This window comes from Flavobacterium sp. ABG, assembly GCF_001027725.1.
Taxonomy (GTDB): Bacteria; Bacteroidota; Bacteroidia; order Flavobacteriales; family Flavobacteriaceae; genus Flavobacterium; species Flavobacterium cupriresistens.
On record NZ_LEKS01000023.1, the window covers coordinates 1 to 19,430 of the forward strand.

Annotated in this window: 14 protein-coding genes and 1 pseudogene; 7 read left to right on the top strand and 8 right to left on the bottom strand. The window is 35.0% G+C overall.

Translation table 11 applies throughout. The features are described from left to right. From AB674_RS19075 to AB674_RS19085, 3 genes and pseudogenes are all read right to left on the bottom strand, one after another. A pseudogene (locus AB674_RS19075) lies at nucleotides 1-266 on the bottom strand (flagellar motor protein MotB); the annotation flags it as partial. Nucleotides 267-277: 11 nt separating this feature from the next. Further along, nucleotides 278-1,348, bottom strand: coding sequence for a type IX secretion system membrane protein PorP/SprF (locus AB674_RS19080; protein WP_047778881.1), 1,071 nt, complete (start codon nucleotides 1,346-1,348; stop codon nucleotides 278-280). 135 nt (nucleotides 1,349-1,483) lie between these two features. Further along, on the bottom strand, nucleotides 1,484-1,831 hold the full coding sequence (locus tag AB674_RS19085) for a helix-turn-helix domain-containing protein (protein ID WP_047778882.1): 348 nt from the start codon (nucleotides 1,829-1,831) through the stop codon (nucleotides 1,484-1,486). Between the two features lie 376 nt (nucleotides 1,832-2,207). Between AB674_RS19085 and AB674_RS19090 the strand changes: the two genes are divergently transcribed. The 3 genes from AB674_RS19090 to AB674_RS19100 all read left to right on the top strand — a co-directional run bounded on the left by AB674_RS19090 (nucleotide 2,208) and on the right by AB674_RS19100 (nucleotide 7,601). After that, on the top strand, nucleotides 2,208-5,639 hold the full coding sequence (locus AB674_RS19090; protein ID WP_047778883.1) for a hypothetical protein: 3,432 nt from the start codon (nucleotides 2,208-2,210) through the stop codon (nucleotides 5,637-5,639). A gap of 62 nt (nucleotides 5,640-5,701) precedes the next feature. Continuing rightward, nucleotides 5,702-6,295 (top strand): hypothetical protein, encoded by a 594-nt coding sequence (locus AB674_RS19095; RefSeq protein ID WP_047778884.1) that lies wholly within the window; start codon nucleotides 5,702-5,704, stop codon nucleotides 6,293-6,295. A 235-nt stretch (nucleotides 6,296-6,530) separates the two neighbouring features. Continuing rightward, entirely contained in the window at nucleotides 6,531-7,601 is a 1,071-nt protein-coding gene (locus AB674_RS19100; protein ID WP_047778885.1) for a glycosyltransferase, read from the top strand. Nucleotides 7,602-7,603: 2 nt separating this feature from the next. On the opposite strand, the gene AB674_RS19105 is transcribed toward AB674_RS19100, so the two are convergent. The 3 genes from AB674_RS19105 to AB674_RS19115 form a co-directional block, all read right to left on the bottom strand. Next, the gene (locus AB674_RS19105; protein ID WP_047778886.1) at nucleotides 7,604-8,899 is read right to left on the bottom strand and encodes a porin; all 1,296 of its coding nucleotides are present in this window, start codon (nucleotides 8,897-8,899) and stop codon (nucleotides 7,604-7,606) included. A 168-nt stretch (nucleotides 8,900-9,067) separates the two neighbouring features. Further along, nucleotides 9,068-10,147: a sensor histidine kinase gene (locus AB674_RS19110; protein WP_047778887.1), complete on the bottom strand. Its 1,080-nt coding sequence runs from the start codon at nucleotides 10,145-10,147 to the stop codon at nucleotides 9,068-9,070. A gap of 230 nt (nucleotides 10,148-10,377) precedes the next feature. After that, nucleotides 10,378-11,061: a response regulator transcription factor gene (locus tag AB674_RS19115; RefSeq protein WP_047778888.1), complete on the bottom strand. Its 684-nt coding sequence runs from the start codon at nucleotides 11,059-11,061 to the stop codon at nucleotides 10,378-10,380. Nucleotides 11,062-11,292: 231 nt separating this feature from the next. Between AB674_RS19115 and AB674_RS19120 the strand changes: the two genes are divergently transcribed. The 4 genes from AB674_RS19120 (at nucleotide 11,293) to AB674_RS19135 (ending at nucleotide 17,533) form a co-directional block, all read left to right on the top strand. Continuing rightward, complete coding sequence (locus AB674_RS19120; RefSeq protein WP_047778889.1) at nucleotides 11,293-14,064, top strand: TonB-dependent receptor; 2,772 nt, start codon at nucleotides 11,293-11,295, stop codon at nucleotides 14,062-14,064. Between the two features lie 337 nt (nucleotides 14,065-14,401). Beyond that, nucleotides 14,402-15,595 (top strand): hypothetical protein, encoded by a 1,194-nt coding sequence (locus AB674_RS19125; RefSeq protein ID WP_047778890.1) that lies wholly within the window; start codon nucleotides 14,402-14,404, stop codon nucleotides 15,593-15,595. Nucleotides 15,596-15,701: 106 nt separating this feature from the next. Next, on the top strand, nucleotides 15,702-16,043 hold the full coding sequence (locus AB674_RS19130) for a T9SS type A sorting domain-containing protein (protein WP_047778891.1): 342 nt from the start codon (nucleotides 15,702-15,704) through the stop codon (nucleotides 16,041-16,043). Nucleotides 16,044-16,552: 509 nt separating this feature from the next. Next, complete coding sequence (locus AB674_RS19135) at nucleotides 16,553-17,533, top strand: acyltransferase (protein WP_047778892.1); 981 nt, start codon at nucleotides 16,553-16,555, stop codon at nucleotides 17,531-17,533. On the opposite strand, the gene AB674_RS19140 is transcribed toward AB674_RS19135, so the two are convergent. Together AB674_RS19140 and tyrS are read right to left on the bottom strand one after the other, a co-directional pair. Next, nucleotides 17,530-17,874, bottom strand: a complete 345-nt coding sequence (locus tag AB674_RS19140; protein ID WP_047778893.1) for a hypothetical protein — start codon at nucleotides 17,872-17,874, stop codon at nucleotides 17,530-17,532. The two genes, AB674_RS19135 and AB674_RS19140, sit on opposite strands and share 4 nt — an antisense overlap. Nucleotides 17,875-17,913: 39 nt before the next feature. Further along, the gene (tyrS, locus tag AB674_RS19145; protein WP_047778894.1) at nucleotides 17,914-19,209 is read right to left on the bottom strand and encodes a tyrosine--tRNA ligase; all 1,296 of its coding nucleotides are present in this window, start codon (nucleotides 19,207-19,209) and stop codon (nucleotides 17,914-17,916) included. Between the last annotated feature and the right edge of the window lie 221 nt (nucleotides 19,210-19,430).

The window sequence follows — 19,430 nt, forward strand, 5'->3', positions numbered from 1 at the left end:
ACATTGGTATTCATGGCAAATAATTCGCCGTACCATTTTGCTGCACCTTCAAAAGCAGAGTTAAAATAATAGGAGTTACCAAGTTTTTTGAACATATCTTCAGACTTGTATCCTTTTTCGGCCACACGTTCATAAGTCTTTATGGCATCGATATAGGCATAATGATCGTATTTTTTATCGGCGGAATTTACTTTCGACTGCTGAGAATAACTGTCAAATGAAAAAACAATAATAATTGTCAGACAAAGTAGGATATAATTTTTCATGATTATCATTTTTAGAAGAAACGAGGAGTTGTCATTTTACCTTTATTGGAGAAGAATTCATATCGTAAGAATATTTCATGCGATCCTGAATTGTAGTTGTTTAGTCTCGTAGTTTCACGATCGTAACCATATCCAATATATAAACCATCTGTGACTTGAAATCCGACCATTGCACTGAGTGAAGCGCTCCATCTGTAGGCTAAACCGGCAACAAATTTATCGTTGAACATAAAGTTGGCTGAAACATCTACTTGTAAAGGAGCACCTTGTACCATTTTAACCAGTGCAGCCGGTTTGAATTTGATGTATTGGTAATGATCTAAATTAAAAACGTAACCGGTCATGAAATAATAATTGATTTTATCTTTGTAGATCGCGATATCATTGTCATCATAACGATTGGTTTCAATAAAGTTTGGTACCGATAGTCCAACATAAGCTTTATCAGAATGCCAGTAAACCCCGGCTCCGATATTAGGAGAGAATTTACTGCTGAAATCCTGAAATTGCGGATCTCCCTGATCGGCTGGGTTCAATTTATTGATATCTAAATTGAATAAATTAGCAGACCCCTTGATTCCAAACGAAATTTTAGATTCGGCAGAGACCTGAATGCTATACGAGAGATCTGGATTGAATTTATTGCTGAAATCTTGAAATTGCGGATCTCCCTGATCGGCTAGGTTCAATTTATTGATATCTAAATTGAATAAATTAGCAGATCCCTTGATCCCAAACGAAATTTTAGATTCGGCAGAGACCTGAACACTATACGAGAGATCTGCAGAAAGCGTGTTTTCATTGGTCGGTCCGATTTTGTCGCTAACCAATGAAACTCCAACTCCCACATGACTATTGTTTATAGGTGTGTTAACCGAAAGAGTACCCGTCTTAGGTGCGCCGTCAAGTCCAACCCATTGTGTACGATATAAACCGAAAGCACTTAATACTCCTCGGGATCCCGCATAAGCCGGATTGATGTTTATGGTGTTGTACATGTATTGCGTATACTGTGCATCTTGTTGCGCATGACTGGCAATCGCAGTAAACAGTATGACGAATAAAATTAATTTTCTTCTCATAGTAGTTATTTATTATACCAATTGTTTTTATCAATGTTTGTGATTCGATCTCTTTTTTTCTATTTGCTCTTATTTCTTGTCTCTAAGCGCTCTGATTCGGCTTATGTGGTTTCACTACAAGTCGAACCTTTTTTATTACTGTTTATCTTCCTTTAAATCCTTAATTACTTGCTCCAATTCTAAGATTTGCGTTTCATATTTCTTTATTATTTTTTGATAAACACTGAGTAAAGCATTTTGAGTCATTTCATCGTGTCCGGTTTCCACGCTCTTTATTTCTTCTTCCCTTTTAAATAACGCTTCTGGTTTTATCTCAAAGATTTTACATATGTTATCAATATGACCTGCCCACGATTGACTTTGACCATTTTCCATGCGAGCATATGCCGACTGCGAAATAAATAATTGATCAGACATCCGCTCTTGTGTCCATCCTATATTCTTTCTGAGAATCTTTAATTTATAACCTACAAATAAGTTCATTGTCTATAAAAAAATAAAATCTTACCAAGTTGTTACTTTATTTACGTTCAAACCTAAACTAAGATTATTCTTTACCATACAATTATTTTACAGATCAACACATCTACTTTATTTCTGTTACTGAATAAAAACTGACCGTACAAAAAAACAGTCAGAAATAACTATCTGCAATAGATACATTATTGTGCCCTTTCCATAGTGAGTAAAATAGAAAAGCGAATCCTCTTTAAAAAAATACTTAAAGACGCTCCTTTGAAAAAGATTAAGTCACAAAATCAAAACAACCCAGCCAATTCCACTAAATCACAGTGGCATAAAAGCGCCCTGATTTCCCAATTATAAATACTACTTTTGACTTTTTAGAGTTAAAGTATTTATGTTGAAAAAATTACTGTTTTTTGCGGTGTTTCTTTGGTATTCCGGACTACAGGCCCAGAATACAGAATCAGCATACCAAACCAAAAAAGTAATTGTAACGCGGGATACTATTCACCTCGAAAAATTCAGCATCAATTCCAGTTTTTTTGAGCTTTTAAATACTAAAAAAGAACCTATTGATTCTACTTTCTATAAAATTGACTTCCAAAAGGGAACTTTACTTCTCAACGAAAAATTCACCTCAGCATCCGATACTTTAATCGTAAACTATTTAAAATATCCTGATTTTTTAACCAAAGAATATGGACTTTATAACGAAAGTCAGGTGGTTAGTAATGATATTGGTTCCGAAAAACTATACAAACTGGAGAATACCAATTCAAAAAAAGTCACTCCGTTTGATGGTTTAAATACTTCCGGGAGCATTACTCGCGGTGTGACCATTGGCAATAACCAGAATGCCGTTTTAAATTCAAATTTAGATCTTCAGATTACCGGAAAAATATCCGATAAAGTCAGTTTAAGAGCCTCACTTCAGGACAGTAATATTCCGTTGCAGGATGGTGGTTATTCTCAAAAGCTGGATCAGTTTGATAATATTTTCATGGAACTTTTCAGCGATGATTGGAACATTCGCGCAGGTGATGTCTTTTTAGAAAACAGAAAAACGCAATTTTTGAGCTTTAACAAAAAGGTACAAGGACTCTCAACAAGTTTTAATTTTGATACCGAAAAAAGCAAAACCAATATTTTTGCCTCGGTTGCTTTTGTAAAAGGACAATACGCCAAAAGCACTTTTACCGGTCAGGAAGGCAATCAAGGTCCTTATAAATTAAAAGGTCAGAATGGCGAGCTCTATGTTTTAGTTATTTCCGGTTCTGAGCGTGTTTATGTCAATGGTATACTGCTCAAACGTGGCGAAAACAATGACTATGTGATTGATTATAATGCCGGCGAAATTGTTTTTACTTCACTCTTCCCGATTACTTCAGAAATGCGAATCACTATAGAATACCAATATTCAGATCGTAATTACAACCGACTGGTAACCTATGCCGGTGCAACGCATGAAAACAAAAGCTGGAGTTTTGGTGGTTATTTATATTCCGAGAATGACTTAAAGAATCAGCCTTTACAACAAAACCTTTCTACAGAACAGGTTCAGATTTTAAGCCAAGCCGGAGATGATCCGAATTTAATGACCGCGCCATCGGCTTACGAAGACAAATATGCGGACAATAAAATTTTATACAAAAAAACAACTCTTAACGGTATTGAAATTTACGAGTATTCCAACATTCCTACTGATGTTTTATACAATGTAAAATTTAGTCTGGTTGGAAATAATCTGGGCAATTACATCATACAAAACAATAATTCGGTAGAACGCATTTACAAATACGTAGATCCGATAAACGGAATTTTACAAGGAAATTACGACCCAATCGTAAAACTGGTAGCTCCTATGAAAATTCAGGTGGCCACTTTCTTAGGGAAATACAATCCGGATGAAAAGACACTGGTTGATTTTGAAATCGCCATGAGCAATAACGATAAAAATTTATTCTCTCAAATTGATGACTCCAACAATACAGGAATTGCCCTAAAGACCACTATTAAAAAACGTCTTTTTTCCAGAGAATGGACCTTGGATGCTTTTGCCAATTATCAATTTGTACAAGACGATTTCAGATCTGTAGAACGTTTGTATACAATTGAATTTAATCGGGATTGGAATTTAAACGCGACACTTCTGGGCAATCAGAGTTTATTGGTAACGGGCTTAAACTTTGATTTATTCGCCAAGAAAAAAACTGCCAATACTGCTTTTATTACCTATCAGTTTGAGAAATTAGATTTCACAGCAAGCTACTCGGGATCACGACATACGGTAAATGTTTTCTCTAAATTAAATAAATGGACAATTGAAAATCAGGGTAGTTTCCTGAATTCTGATGCTACTACTTCGACTTCTAAATTTATTCGGAATCTAACTAAAACCAAGTATCATTTTGGTAAAAACTGGGTTGGCGGAAGTATTCAAATTGAAGACAACCAACAAAAAGACAAAGTTACCAATCAGTTTTCGGCCTTGAGTCAACGGTTTTCAGAATATGGTGTTTTTGTTGGCCGTGGCGACAGTACCAAAGTTTTTGTAGAACTGGGTTATTTGCAACGTCGCAATGACAGTTTGCAAAATGGTTTGTTACAACACGTAAATGATTCGAAAATGTATGTTTTGAAATCAAAATTAATTCAGAACAAAAAAACAGATCTGGCGGTTTATGCCAGTTACCGAACACTGGCCTTTACGGATCCTTCCCGGAAGAATGAACCTTCGTTGAATTCCAGAGTACTTTATAACGATCGTTTTTTTAATCAACTCCTGCAAATCGGAACGGTTTACGAGACCAGTTCGGGAACTATTGCACAACAGGAATTTACTTATATTGAAGTTCCAACGGGACAAGGAGTTTATACCTGGAATGATTATAACGGCAACGGCATACAGGAATTAGAAGAGTTTGAAGTTGCTCTTTTTCCGGATCAGGCAAAGTTTATCCGTCTCTTTTTACCCAACCAAGTTTACATCAAAACCAACCAGAATAAATTCTCGCAATCGGTGACTTTGAATCCGTTGCAATGGCAAAACGAAACCGGTTTCAAAAAATTGGCCTCCTATTTTTACAACCAGACTTCGTTTATTATGGATCGAAAAGTAAAAAATAACGGCGGTCGTTTTGAACTCAATCCGTTTAATTCCTCGGATGAAAATTTACTGGGCCTCAATTCAAGTTTTAGAAACAGTCTTTTTTACAACCGTGGCAAACAAAAACATTCGGTAACCTACTCGTACCTCATTAATAAAGGAAAAAACCTGCTTTCGATTGGCTCGCAGGACGTCCGAAACAAATCGCATCAACTGCAATACACGCATCTGTATCAAAAAAGCTGGTTGTTTAATTTCTTTACCAAAACAATTAAAACCACCTTAGTTTCTGAAGATTTTACCGAAAAGAATTATGATTTGGAAGGCTATCAGATTGCCCCGAAAATCAGTTATTTGTTTTCTAAAAATACCAGTTTGGATTTCTTTTACGAATTACAAAATAAAAAAAATCAGATTGGAAACTTCGAGACTTTAGTACAAAACCGACTGGGAACCTCTTTTTCTTATGCGGGAGACAAAAAAGTAACGGTAAACGGAGAGTTTTCTTTTTATGAAAATAAATTTACCGGAAACGAATTCTCTTCAGTAGGATTCCAGATGTTAGAAGGACTGCAGGCCGGGCAAAATTTAGTCTGGAAACTCCTTTTACAGAAGAATCTAACGCAGTTTTTAGATGTCAATTTAAATTATCAGGGACGAAAAAGTGAGACGGGTTCCACTATTCATACGGGCAACGTGCAGCTACGTGCTTATTTTTAACGTGTTGCGAAAAACCTGTCAATAAATTGTTTAACTTTAATTGAATTTTAAACGATACTCTTATGAAAAAATTATTATTACTTTGTCTTATAGTAGTTTTATCTACTAATTTCTACGCTCAGGACGTCACGAAAACAGCGAAAAAAACCGAGGCTTCAGCAAAGAAAACCAAAGCAAGCGCTGACAAAACGAAAGCCGATGCTAAAAAAACTACTGATAAAGCCACAAAAACAAAAGAAAAAGCAGACAAAACAGCTGCTGACGCTACAAAAACAAAGGCAGACAAAACAAAAGCAAGTGCCGATAAAGTAAATGCCAGCGCCAAAGACACTAAAGACAAAACCGCTGCAAAAACTAAAGCAAGTGCTGATAAAACTAAAGCAAGCGCAGACAAAACCAAAGCAAGTGCTGACAAAACTAAAGCAAGTGCTGATAAAGTAAACGCGAGTTCAAAAGCAACACTAGATAAAGCTACAAAAACCACAACGGCTGCCTCAAAAACGACTACTAAAAAAGTCAAAGAGACTAACGAAAAAGCACCAAAAGTGGCCGATAAAGTTACCGGAGAGTACAACGGAAAAAAAGTATATACAGGACCTAAAGGCGGTAGATACTATATCAACTCTAACGGAAACAAAACTTATATTCAGGATTAAATCATTTTTTTACTACGATACAAAGAAAGAACTGCTCAAACAGTTCTTTTTTTTGTTTAAAAAACAAATCTACTGTTAACATACGAGTAACTTTGTCTGCAAATCATGTCATTCCCACTTCTCTTTAAAGTAATTTTGCGGCCTTGACAGCTCTATAGAGTTAATAATTTAGTAATATGTACGAAATAACACAAAAAACATATTTCTTTATCTTCGTCTTAAAAAGCGCTACATTATGAGCATTGACTATTCTGCGAACAAAACTATTTTAGTTGCTCCGTTAAATTGGGGCTTAGGACATGCAACAAGATGTATTCCTATCATAAAAGCGCTTCAGGAAAACAATTATATCCCAATAATCGCTTCTGACGGAATTGCATTGGCTTTACTGCGAAAAGAATTTCCATACATAGAAACACTTGAGTTGCCTTCTTATCATATAGAATATGCCAAAAACGGCAAAAACTTCAAATGGAAACTAATTAAAAACTTACCTAAAATGATTACAGCCATTTTAGATGAGAAAAAAATGGTGAAGGGACTAATAAAAAAACACGGAATTGACGGTATTATATCCGATAACCGATTGGGCGTTTTCAGCAAAAAGATTCCATCGGTTTTTATGACACATCAGCTCAATGTGATGACGGGGAATACCACCTGGTTTACCAGTAAATGCCATCAACACATTATAAAAAAATACGCTGAATGTTGGGTTCCTGATACTAATGAAGTCGTAAACTTAACCGGTACTTTAGGACACCTCGAAACTAATGAGTTGAATTTAAAGTATATTGGTCCATTAAGCCGAATGCGTAAAAAAGAAACGCCTAAACTTTATGATCTGATGGTTATACTGTCGGGACCTGAACCTCAACGTACTTATTTGGACGAAAAACTACAAGAAGAGGTTAAAAATTATAAAGGCAAAGTTGTTTTTGTAAAAGGAGTAGTAGAGAAAACACAAACCAAACAGGAAATTGGAAATGTTACTTACTACAATTTCATGAATTCAAAACAATTGGAACAGACCTTTAACGAAAGCGATTTGGTTTTATGTCGTTCGGGATACACCACTGTTATGGATTTGGCGAAACTGGGTAAAAAAGCCTTTTTTATTCCAACCCCGGGACAGTATGAGCAGGAATATCTGGCCATAAAACTTCAAAACGAGAATCTGGTACCTTATGCAACGCAAAACGACTTTACGATTGAAGATCTTTCAAAAGTAAAATCGTTTAAAGGTTTATCTCAATTTAAAAATAACATCGACTGGGATTCGTTATTTTCTATTTTTGAAGCGTAATTTTAGAAGTTGAACTGCGCTTGTAATCGCAATACATTTCCTTGTTGTCTGTTGATAGGCAGAACGCTGTCTTCAAAAGTCCTGTCAGCAATAACATATTCTGCGGTAAGTTCAAGCGCTTTGATTGGCTGCCATTCAACTCCTATTTCGAAGTCTCTTACAACATAACTTCTGGCATCTTTCTCGTATTTCTTTCCTCCGTCATAATATTGAAATTTTGCAAAAGGATATAAATGTTGTTTTTTGAAATCTAACTTATAATTTAATAATACATAACCACCGTTCAGACTTGTTTCATCAACCGTTTTGGTAAGGGTATTGTATCTTGGTCCTGTTCCAATATTATACTCTGCCTGGATTCCAAAAGGTTTTGGATATAAAACGAAGGTCGCTCCTAATCTTTGGTCTTTCACATATTGCGGATCATTAACGGTAACTCCTGAAGAAATTTCGCCGGTAAAAGCCCATTTTCCAGTATACGCCTGAATCCCCGGTTCTATAATCTGATTACCAATTACAAAAGGATAGGTAACTCTTGCCACAACATTCAGGTCTCTGTTTCCGTCCAATTTATTGGCTATCTGTCCGTTGTAAACTCCAAAAGCAAAAACACCATAATCACCTGAACCTTTATAACCATCCTCTACCAACATAGCAAAACGTTTTCTGATTTCGCTTGGTGCCCAATAAAAGATAAGTCCCAAGTCACGTTCGTTCAATATTGCACTGTTGATTGCATCACTTCTGTCTAATGTTAACCTTTGAGAACTGGACTGCATGTTTTCGAACCCATAAGGAATCTTGCTTTGTCCTACACGAACACGGTATTCTCTTTTTTTATCGAAAGAAAGATCAAAATACAAATCTCTAATTTGTACAAAATTCTGAATTCCGGTAACCGGTGAGCTTGCAAAGTCGGGTTGAAAATAAAAATATACATTTGGATGTACTTGACCTGAGAACACTAAACGTGCACGTCTGATAAAAAGTCCGTTATTGGCTTTTGCATCGGGTGCTGTTGAAGTTGTTCCCCAGGATTTATCACACTGTTCGCAGGAAACTTTATCGTTTGTAGAAAGTAAACCGTTGTATCTTATTTGAGCATAACCTCTTAGAGAAATTTTATCGTACCAATGTTCAGAAGTACCACTTTCTTCTTTTACCTCAGAAGCTTTTGCTTTGTTTATAGAATCCATAAGACGGATTACTTCTTTCTTTACGTCTTCTTTCTTTAAATCTTGGGCATTTACTGCACCTGTAATCAGCAATAAAACTGCGATTATTTTTGTTTTTATCATTTTCACGACTGCACTTAATTTTCAGGTGCAAAGATGTATCACCTATGTTAAGATATCATTAACAAGACGTTACTATAATAAGAAGATTTGTTTCGAAATAGTTATGCCATCATGAACCCCTTTCGCAAGCCCAGATTTTATAGTACTTCGTCTCAATAAAGCTTACATTTACTTAACTTCAGCTTTTTGATTTTTGTACGCTTTTTCTAACGTAAAAGAGAACTCAGAACCAATTCCGAACTCACTTTCTACGTATACTTTCTCTTTATGTGCTTCAATAATATGTTTTACAATGGCAAGTCCAAGTCCGGAACCACCTTCAGAACGGGTTCCGCTTTTGTCAACTCTGTAAAAACGCTCAAAAAGTCTTGGAATGTTTTGTTTTTCAACTCCTTCGCCATTATCACTAATACGGATTAAGACTTTTTTCTTCGTCAGGTTTACCACACCAACTTCTGTCAAACCGCCTTCTTTACCGTATTTAATAGAATTTACAATCAGATTTTCTAATACCTGTTGGATTCTGTCCTTATCTCCTCGTATGATAACAGAATGCACATTTTTACTTTCAAAAGCCAATTTGATTTTCTTTTTATCGGCTTTCATTTCCAATAAATCAAAAACATTCTGGATCAGTTCGACGATATCAAAATCTGTAATTAACAAATCTAAATCTCCCGACTCCAATTTGGTAATCATATCCAGATCCTCTACAATATAGATGAGACGCTCTACTCCTTTTTCGGCACGTTTCAGATATTTTTTACGAATCGTTTTATCATCCATCGCCCCATCAAGCAAAGTTGACACATATCCTTGAACAGTAAACAAAGGTGTTTTAAGTTCGTGCGAAACATTGCCCAGAAACTCTCTTCGGTATTGCTCCCGTATTTCGAGCATTTCGATTTCGAGTTTTTTATCTGTGGCAAACTTTTTCACTTCGCGTGAAAGCGTTTCCATGTCAGTTGTTATAGGCTGATTGATCAGAGTTGTTGATTCTAACAAGGAAACCTCATCGTATATTTTTTTTACTCTTCTATATATAAACCGTTCTACTCGATATTGTAAAACCAGAAAGGAAAAAATATAAACCGAGATAATAAAGACTAATCCAAACGCAATCTGATGTTTTAACTGGTTCTTATAAAACAGAGACATCAGAATCAATACAAATCCTGTTGTAAAAAGACTGATATACAATGCTGACTTTACAGCAAATTTGTAGGTTTTTTTAAAATTAATTTTCATTGGATCATTTAAAATAATAAACTATAGGGATTACTTTTTTCACCAGATAAGCGATATAAATTCATTACCTATTAAACCTTATTTCTCAGGATTAGATAACAACCTAAAAAAGTAAATCTTTGTCAAAATTAAAACTTTGACAAAGATAAATTTTCAATTACAAAAGTATGTACCCTAATAATTTAAAATGAACTTATATCACTTATAAGGTTCAAATTTTTACAGGATGTTTAAACTTCAAATTTATAACCAACACCTTTAATTGTTTTAAAAAGATCTTCTCCGATCTTTTCACGTAACTTTCTGATGTGTACATCGATTGTTCTTCCACCTACTACTACTTCATTACCCCAAACTTTATCAAGGATTTCATCTCTTTTAAAAACTTTTCCCGGTTTTGAAGCCAATAGATAGAACAATTCGAATTCTTTTCTTGGCAATGCGATCTCTACATTTCCCTTGATGATTTTGTATTCTTCACGGTTAATTTCGATTCCGCCAACGTTTAAGGTGTCACTAACAACTTCTTGTTCTTTTAACCTTCTTAACAAAGCCTTTACTTTGCTTACCAATAATTTTGGTTTTATTGGTTTGGTAATATAATCATCTGCACCTGCATCAAAACCGGCAACTTGAGAATAGTCCTCACTTCTTGCGGTTAAAAAGGTTATGATTACATTATTTAATTCTGGTATTTTTCTGATGTGTTCGCAAGCTTCCATTCCATCCATTTCGGCCATCATTACATCCATAATAATTAGGTCTGGTATTTCTTTCTGCGCTTTTGCGATTGCATCTTTTCCATTTGAAGCAGTTACAATCTGATAGCCTTCCTGAGCAAGGTTATAGCCAACAATTTCCAGGATATCCGGCTCATCATCAACTAATAAAATCTTGGTTTGTGTTTTTTTCATAAAATAGCAAAAATTGAGTTTTCTTATCAAATTTCATATCTTAAAATCCGATAGTTTTTTAATTGCGATGGTAAATATAACGATAAAACGACCGTTAAAAATTGCTGTTAACGGTAATTTAATCTGGTAACAATTTGATAATCTACAGCACACAAAAACATAACAAGTGCGTAACATGAACTTTACAGGGCGGTTCTTTCTTTGCAAAAAAATAAATTAAACACAACTCAAATGAAATTCAATTTTAAATTTCTATTAATCACATTATTTATCTGTTCGATTTCGATCGCTCAAAACAAAGGTACAATTTCTGGTGTATTAACCGATAAAGAATCGAATAATCAATCACTACCTTTTGCTAATGTTTTACTAAAAGGAACAAAAATTAGCGCAAACACTGACATTGACGGAAAATATTCCTTAAATGTAAACCCTGGAAACTATACTATTATTTTCAGTTTTGTAGGTTATGAATCTGTTGAACAACCCGTAACAGTAACCGCAGGTCAAACCGTAACCGTAAATCAGATCCTTTCTTCGGGAGGTTATACATTAAAAGATGTTGTTGTAAAATCTGCTGCTGTAAGCAAGCAAAAAGAATCTGCTTTATTGTTAGAACAAAAAAATGCTGTAGAAATTAAACAATCTATCGGAGCACAAGAGCTTTCCAGAAAAGGAGTAAGTGATGTATCGGGTGCGGTTGCAAAAACTACCGGTATCACCAAACAAGAAGGCACAGGAGCTATTTTCGTGAGAGGTTTAGGAGATCGTTACAACTCGACTACAATGAATGGTTTGCCAATTCCATCAAATGATGCTGAAAAGAAAAACATCAATTTAGATATCTTTTCAACAGATATTATTGAATATGTTTCTATCGACAAAGTATACAACAGTAAATTCTTTGGAGATTTCGCAGGAGGAAACGTAGATATCGTTTCTAAAGATTATAAAGGAAAAGGATTCTTCAGAATCGATGCTGAATCAAAGATCAATACTAACGCTGTTGGTGAAAAAAACTTTACACTTCAGGATGGACCAAGTGCGTTTGGATTTAGTAAAGCTACAATTCCTAACAACCCATTGACTCAATACAACTTCAACACTCTACAATTAGACAAAAAAACACCTCTTGGTGGTTCATTTGGATTATCTGCCGGAGACACTTACAAAGTAGGTGATGAAGGAAAAATCAGCCTATTTGCAACTGCTGCTTTCAGCAATGAATATGCATCCAGAACAAATGGAATTGCAAAAGGTAGTGTGAATGCTGCCGGTGTAGCTGGTAAAGACTTAGATTACAATTATCTGTCATACAACACTAACACAACTGCAATGTTGAATGGTGGTTACAAAATAAACAACAACAACAAAATTAACTTCAATACTTTATATATCAACACTTCTGCTCAAAAGAAAGAAGAATCAAACGGATATATAGTTGATTTAGCAAATGACGGAAATGGTTATATCCGTAGAAATGATTATGAGAAATCAGATTTATGGGTAAACCAATTATTAGGAGAGCATAAATTGAGCGAAAGAACCATCTTTAACTGGGGAGGATCGTACAACATCATCAATCAGAACACTCCGGACAGAACGTACAATACCATGAACAAAGTGGCTGGTGGTTATGTAATCAACTCTCAATCGGCACCAAATAACAGCCGTTATTTTCAAAACTTAAAAGAAACTGAAACTGCTGCTAATTTATCTGTAGCGTATAAGTTTAAAAAAGACGAGGATGGTCTTTACAAAGGAAAAATTACTGCTGGTTACAACGGTAGATTCAAAAACAGAGATTTTGATGCTACTCAATTTAATTTCAAGACTACAACCTTCCCTGTTTCACATTCAGGAGACATTGTTGATCCAAACAACTTAGATTTGTTTTATAATCAGGCAAATTTTGCAAATAACTTTTTTACAATCTCTACTTTCCGTGGAGGATATCAAGTGCCGGACGCACTAGACCCGCAAGTGTATAGTGGTGATTTAACAATTAATGCTGCTTTTGTAAACACCGAATACAGATTCAACAAATTGACTGCCGTAGTAGGATTAAGAGCAGAACACATTCTTCAAAACGTAAGCTGGAATACTTCTTTAGACCCTACAGGAGACAGTAATGAGTTAAAGAAAACTGCTTTTTTACCTAGTTTAATTTTAAAATACGAATTAAACGAAAAACAAAACTTACGTTTAGGATTGAGCAAAACTTACACTTTGCCTCAATTTAAAGAAAGAGCAAAATTTGTTTACGAAGAATTTTTACAAGCAAAATTTGGTAACCCTTACTTATATGCATCAGACGATTACAACTTAGATTTAAAATGGGAAATGTTCCCTAAAAGTGATGAGTTAATTTCGGTAACAGCATTTGGTAAATACATCGTAAATCCGATTAACGAAACTACTGTAAACTCTTCTACAAACGATATTTCATGGGCTAATACCGGTGATTATGGTTACGCAGCGGGTGCAGAAGTGGAGTACAAAAAAACGCTTTGGACATTGGACACTGAGAATTCACAAAAATTAACCGGAGGTCTTAACGTATCTTATTTGTATAGCAACCAAGAACTAAACGATGCCAAAGTATTAAAAGAAACTAAAGGAACGATTCCAACAAATTTCACAAATAAAACCGGCAAATTTACAGGTGCTTCCGATTTATTATTAAATGCAGATTTGTCTTTCTTTAACGAATGGAATAATAAGAACAGTAATTTAACAACTACTATTGCTTACAACTATTTTTCGGACAGAGTAAGTGCAATTGGTACGCAAGATAAAGGAGACTTAGTAGACAAAGCAGTTGGAACATTAGATTTTATCGCAAAATCTAAACTGAATAAAAACTTCGGACTAAGTTTTATTGCTAAAAACTTATTAGATCCAACAGTAAAAACCGTTCAGGAAAATACAAGTGGTGATGTATTGATCAGAAGCTACAAAAAAGGACTTAATGTAAGTTTAGGCTTCAGCTACGAATTTTAAAAAAAATTAAACTTAAATATCTAAGACAGCTTTCGGGCTGTCTTTTTTTTTAACCTGAGTTCGATTATTAAGTAATTGATTTAGGTATTGTCGTTTTCATGCAAGCTCTTTTTTGACCATCTAGGCATCCTAGTTTCTGTTTTACACCTACGACCAAAAAAGACCTTACAAGTGCAGAACCTATTAATTACAATCAGATAACATTTAGGTAATACAACAATAGCTTTAACTTAAACTAACATTCACATTGGGTTAACACGCCAAAAAGAATTCTGACCCATCTTTGCAACAAGAAATTAAACACAATTAAACACACACAAAAATTATTAAAACGACCATGAAAAAATCAATCGTACAATTAATGGCAATTGTTACTTTGTCTGCAGGTTTATTTACTAGCTGTTCAAGTGATAATAACAATAATGATGATAAAACACCTTCATCTACTTTTGTTGCTAATCCAGATAACTTCACTGGAGTTATTAATGATGGAGAAGTAGTTCTTGATGCTACTAAAATATACAAGCTTACAGGAAAGATCCAAGTAAACAACGGAGCGACTTTAACTATACCAGCAGGAACAGTTATTCAAGGTACAGGTGGAACAAAAGCATATATTGCTGTTGCACAAGGAGGAAAAATCAATGTAAATGGTACTGCTGCTAAACCAGTAGTTATGACATCTGGATTAGCTAGTAAAGCTGCCGGAGACTGGGGAGGTTTAGTAATTTGTGGTAAAGCAACTATAAACCGTGACAATGGTAAAACTACAACTGCTGTATCAGAAGTTGCTGAGTTAACTTACGGAGGAACAAGCGATACTGATAGCTCAGGATCTATCAAATATTTAAGAATAGAATATGCAGGTGCTGCTTTTAACAGTGAAAAAGAATTTAACGGAATCTCTTTCTTCGGAGTTGGTTCTGGAACTACTGTTGATTTTGTAGAGGCAATTCACGGAGCTGATGACGGATTTGAATTCTTCGGAGGAACTGTTAATACTTCAAACATGATTTCTATTGGTAATGAAGATGACCAATTTGACTGGACTGAAGGATGGAGAGGTACAAACACAAACTGGTACGGAAAATTAGATTTCGGAAAAGGTAACAGAGGTATTGAAGCGGATAACTTCGAATTTGGATATGCTTATGCTCCAATTTCTAACCCAACAATCACAAACTTAACTTTAGTTGGTCCTGGAAGTACTGCTGCTGCTGCAAACTTTGCTGAAAACCAAGGTATAAAATTAAGAAGAGGAACTAAAGCTTTAATTTCAAATGTAGTTTTAAGCTCTTGGGCAACTGGAATTGATGTTGAAAATGACGAAACTATTGCTTTTGTTGGAACAGCTTTAAAAGTAACTGGTGTAAACTTTATTGCTGACGTTGCTAAACAAACTAAAGGAAAGAAAACTGACGGAACTGCTGCTGATGTATCTGCTGTTGCAACTGTATCTGCTGCTTCAAATGGAGCTGGAAATGGTGTAGCACAACCTACATGGGCTGCTGGTTGGTCAACAGGTTTCTAATATCCTAAAACACATAATGTTAAAAACATCCTAAAATTTTAGGATGTTTTTTTTTGGTGTAATTTTTGTAATTTTTTTTGTATATTTACTTATCTAAAAAAATGCGATGGCAAAAAATTACTTTTATATTATAATCTTACTGGCTTTTTTCTTTACTGTTAGCTCTTCTGCACAAGACAGTAAACAAACGTCAAAACCTCAAGATGGATCTGCCACTATTGAGGGACTAAGTTTGTACCCTAATCCGGTCACAAATGGAAAGGTTTATATCACCTCTAAAAACGATTTAGAAAAGGAAATTATTGTATTTGATCTCTTGGGTAAAAAAGTAATTCAGACACATTTAATTTCCAAAGAATTAAACGTTGCTGATTTATCACCCGGCGTTTACATTATAAAAATAAGCGAACAAAATGTTTCCGCTACGCGAAAGTTGATTATTCGATAAAAAAATAAAAAAAAGGCTGTTCATTTTGAACAGCCTTTTTTAGTTTTCAGTTTTTGGGGTCGATCTCAGGTTCGGTTTTTGGGGTTGCTTAAATTTTCTTCGAAATCTGCTTTTCTAATTCTTCTAAAATGATTCACTCGTACTCCCTTTTTGTCAATTGACGGAGGAGTACTCGCATTCAACTGAACGTGATCTGCGTGTGTGATCTCTCCTTCGTCGAGATGACAATACTGTGGAAAATAATATTCTCATGGATCAAATACAAAACCCTTCGACTTCGCTCAGGGCGACAATGAATGTAAAAACTAAAACTGAAAACGGAAGACTGAGACTGAGACTGAGACTGAATACTAAAAAACCCTAATGTCAGGCTGAGCGAAGTCGAAGCCCTGCTTAACCCAAAACCCTTCGACTTCGCTCAGGGTGACTTTACGAGTATCGAAACTGAAAACTGAGACCGAAAACTAAAAACTATCTACAATAATACCTACCTTTGCGCAAAAAAAGTTTTGATTACAGCCAACGATATATTTACCATTTCGAGTCAGAAACAATTTGAAAAAATAGCCTTAAAGGTGTTTCGTTTTCAGCATGAGAACAATCAGGTATATCGTGATTTTTGTGATTTTTTGAAAGTAAATCCACAACAGGTAAAATCAATACAACAAATTCCTTTTTTACCCATTCAGTTTTTCAAAAGCCATGATGTTGTTTCGAATGCAGATCCTGCTCAGGTTACTTTTACCAGCAGCGGAACTACCGGAATGATTACCAGCAGACATATCGTAACTGATGTTTCTTTATATGAAGAAAGTTACCGAAAAGGGTTTTCTGAATTTTACGGCAATATCGAGGATTACGTTGTTTTAGCCCTTTTACCGTCTTATCTCGAACGCGAGGGCTCTTCGTTAATCTACATGGTAGAAGATCTGATAAAACTATCCAATCAGGCTGAAAGTGGGTTTTATTTACACAACCACGAAGAACTTACTCAAAAACTAATAGAATTAGACCAATCCGGACAAAATACCATTCTGATTGGAGTGACTTATGCTTTATTGGATTTAATTGAAAAACATCAATTTCAACTTCAGAACACCATTATCATGGAAACCGGAGGAATGAAAGGCAAACGAAAAGAAATGATTCGCGAAGAACTGCACGAGCAACTTTGCGAAGGTTTTGGTGTTACGGCCATTCATTCCGAATATGGAATGACCGAACTTTTAGGTCAGGCCTATTCTTTAGGTGAAGGTATCTTTGAATGTCCGTCTTGGATGAACATTTTAGTTCGCGATCCTGAAGATGCTTTGACCTATGTAAAAGAAGGAAAAACGGGTGGAATAAATGTGATCGATTTGGCCAATATCAATTCCTGTTCTTTTATCGCAACGCAGGATTTGGGCAAAAAATATCCCAACAACTCTTTCGAGGTATTGGGACGTTTTGATAATTCTGATATTCGTGGCTGTAATTTGATGGTACTTTAATTCTCTTCCAACAAACCAATACTATCTATTCCTTCTTTACTAAGTAACTCTTTTTCTTTCTTGCCTTTGCTTTCAAGGGATTTATAGACTGCATAACAACCTAATCCTCCTAAAATTGAATAACATATATTATGAGCCGGGCTATCATAATTTCCATTTTCTATAGTCTCAAATCCATCAACAAGTCCCATCACAATCATAAAACTTACTGCGAATATAAAAGACAAACCAAAATAAGACCCTAGTCCTAAAAAGAAATATTTCCATTTATTTTTATTGTACAAAATCGCCAAATTGCTGAAAGCTTTCCAAATCCAATAAATAAAAATAAATCCGAACATATATTAATTTAGACAATAACCGTAGTTAAGTTAGTATTCTTATTTTACTCTAATCACAAAATAGTTTTTCTTTCCACTTTGCAATAACACAAACTGATTATTGATCAGATCATCTGCCGTTAAAACAAAATCTTCTTTTATTTTCTCTCTGTTTACCGAAATCGAATTTGCTGTTAGCGCACGTCTTGCTTCTCCGTTTGATTTAAAGAAACCGGTTTTTTCATTTAGAACCGTTACAATTTCCAATCCGTTTTCAAGATCTGCTTTTGCAATTTCTGCTTGTGGAACTCCGTCAAAAACTTCTAAGAAAGTAGCTTCATCTAATTGCTTCAAATCTTCCGCAGTTGAGTTTCCAAACAAGATATTTGAAGCTTGAATCGCTTTTTCCAACTCTTCTTTACTGTGCACAAAAATGGTGATTTCTTCAGCTAGTTTCTTTTGTAAAACTCTCAAGTGTGGTGCTGTTTTATGCTCTTCGATTAAGGCATCTATTTCCTCTTTCTCTAAAAAAGTAAAAATTTTAATATACTTTTCAGCATCAACATCAGTGGCATTTACCCAAAATTGGTAGAATTTATATACTGAGGTTTTATCAGTATCCAACCATACGTTTCCTCCTTCAGATTTTCCGAATTTAGATCCGTCTGCTTTTGTAATCAATGGTGTTGTTAAGGCAAAAGCTTTTGCACTTTCTCCTCCCATTCTGCGCACTAATTCTGTACCTGTGGTGATATTACCCCATTGGTCAGAACCTCCCATTTGCAAAAGGCAGTTGTTGTTTTTATATAAATGATAAAAATCGTAACCCTGAATCAATTGATATGTAAACTCTGTAAAAGACATTCCTTCTCCTTCTCCACTCAATCTCTTTTTTACAGAATCTTTCGCCATCATATAGTTTACGGTGATTCGTTTTCCAACTTCACGCGCAAAATCAATAAACGAAAATTCTTTCATCCAATCGTAGTTATTCACCATTACCGGAGCATTTTTATCTGTCGAATTAAAATCTAAGAAACGAGACAGAACACTTTTAATACCGGCTACGTTTTTAGCCAAAGTCTCTTCGTTTAATAAATTTCTTTCGTCCGATTTTCCAGATGGGTCACCAATCATCCCGGTTGCACCCCCTACCAAAGCGATAGGTTGATGACCAAAATTCTTTAAATGAACCAATAAAATAATCTGAACCATACTTCCAATATGAAGTGAATCTGCTGTTGGATCAAAACCAATATACGCTGTTGTTACTTCTTTCAGTAATTGTTCTTCCGTTCCAGGCATACTGTCATGATATAACCCGCGCCATTTTAATTCTTCAACTAGATTTTTCATTTTTAAAATAATTTGTGCAAATATAATTAATTCCGCTAGTAGTGGGATACTATAAAATTTTATATCCGAAAAGATTTTTTAGTTACCACTTTATTTTAATTCTCAAACTGGCACCGCAAAAACAAAGCATCAGACTCATACTGAAAGCATTACGACAAACCTTCCTAAATCGTAAAAAAATTCTTAAAAAATCGACATATTTTCAAATTTCATTAGCTACT

What these genes read in the sequence shown, in the direction of transcription:
- AB674_RS19080 (WP_047778881.1), bottom strand. Translation starts at nt 1,348, where the DNA reads ATGAGAAGAAAATTAATTTTATTCGTCATACTGTTTACTGCGATTGCC.
- tyrS (WP_047778894.1), bottom strand. Translation starts at nt 19,209, where the DNA reads ATGAAAAATCTAGTTGAAGAATTAAAATGGCGCGGGTTATATCATGAC.
- AB674_RS19095 (WP_047778884.1), top strand. Translation starts at nt 5,702, where the DNA reads ATGAAAAAATTATTATTACTTTGTCTTATAGTAGTTTTATCTACTAAT.
- AB674_RS19125 (WP_047778890.1), top strand. Translation starts at nt 14,402, where the DNA reads ATGAAAAAATCAATCGTACAATTAATGGCAATTGTTACTTTGTCTGCA.
- AB674_RS19100 (WP_047778885.1), top strand. Translation starts at nt 6,531, where the DNA reads ATGAGCATTGACTATTCTGCGAACAAAACTATTTTAGTTGCTCCGTTA.
- AB674_RS19130 (WP_047778891.1), top strand. Translation starts at nt 15,702, where the DNA reads ATGGCAAAAAATTACTTTTATATTATAATCTTACTGGCTTTTTTCTTT.
- AB674_RS19085 (WP_047778882.1), bottom strand. Translation starts at nt 1,831, where the DNA reads ATGAACTTATTTGTAGGTTATAAATTAAAGATTCTCAGAAAGAATATA.
- AB674_RS19140 (WP_047778893.1), bottom strand. Translation starts at nt 17,874, where the DNA reads ATGTTCGGATTTATTTTTATTTATTGGATTTGGAAAGCTTTCAGCAAT.
- AB674_RS19110 (WP_047778887.1), bottom strand. Translation starts at nt 10,147, where the DNA reads ATGAAAATTAATTTTAAAAAAACCTACAAATTTGCTGTAAAGTCAGCA.
- AB674_RS19115 (WP_047778888.1), bottom strand. Translation starts at nt 11,061, where the DNA reads ATGAAAAAAACACAAACCAAGATTTTATTAGTTGATGATGAGCCGGAT.
- AB674_RS19090 (WP_047778883.1), top strand. Translation starts at nt 2,208, where the DNA reads ATGTTGAAAAAATTACTGTTTTTTGCGGTGTTTCTTTGGTATTCCGGA.
- AB674_RS19120 (WP_047778889.1), top strand. Translation starts at nt 11,293, where the DNA reads ATGAAATTCAATTTTAAATTTCTATTAATCACATTATTTATCTGTTCG.
- AB674_RS19105 (WP_047778886.1), bottom strand. Translation starts at nt 8,899, where the DNA reads ATGATAAAAACAAAAATAATCGCAGTTTTATTGCTGATTACAGGTGCA.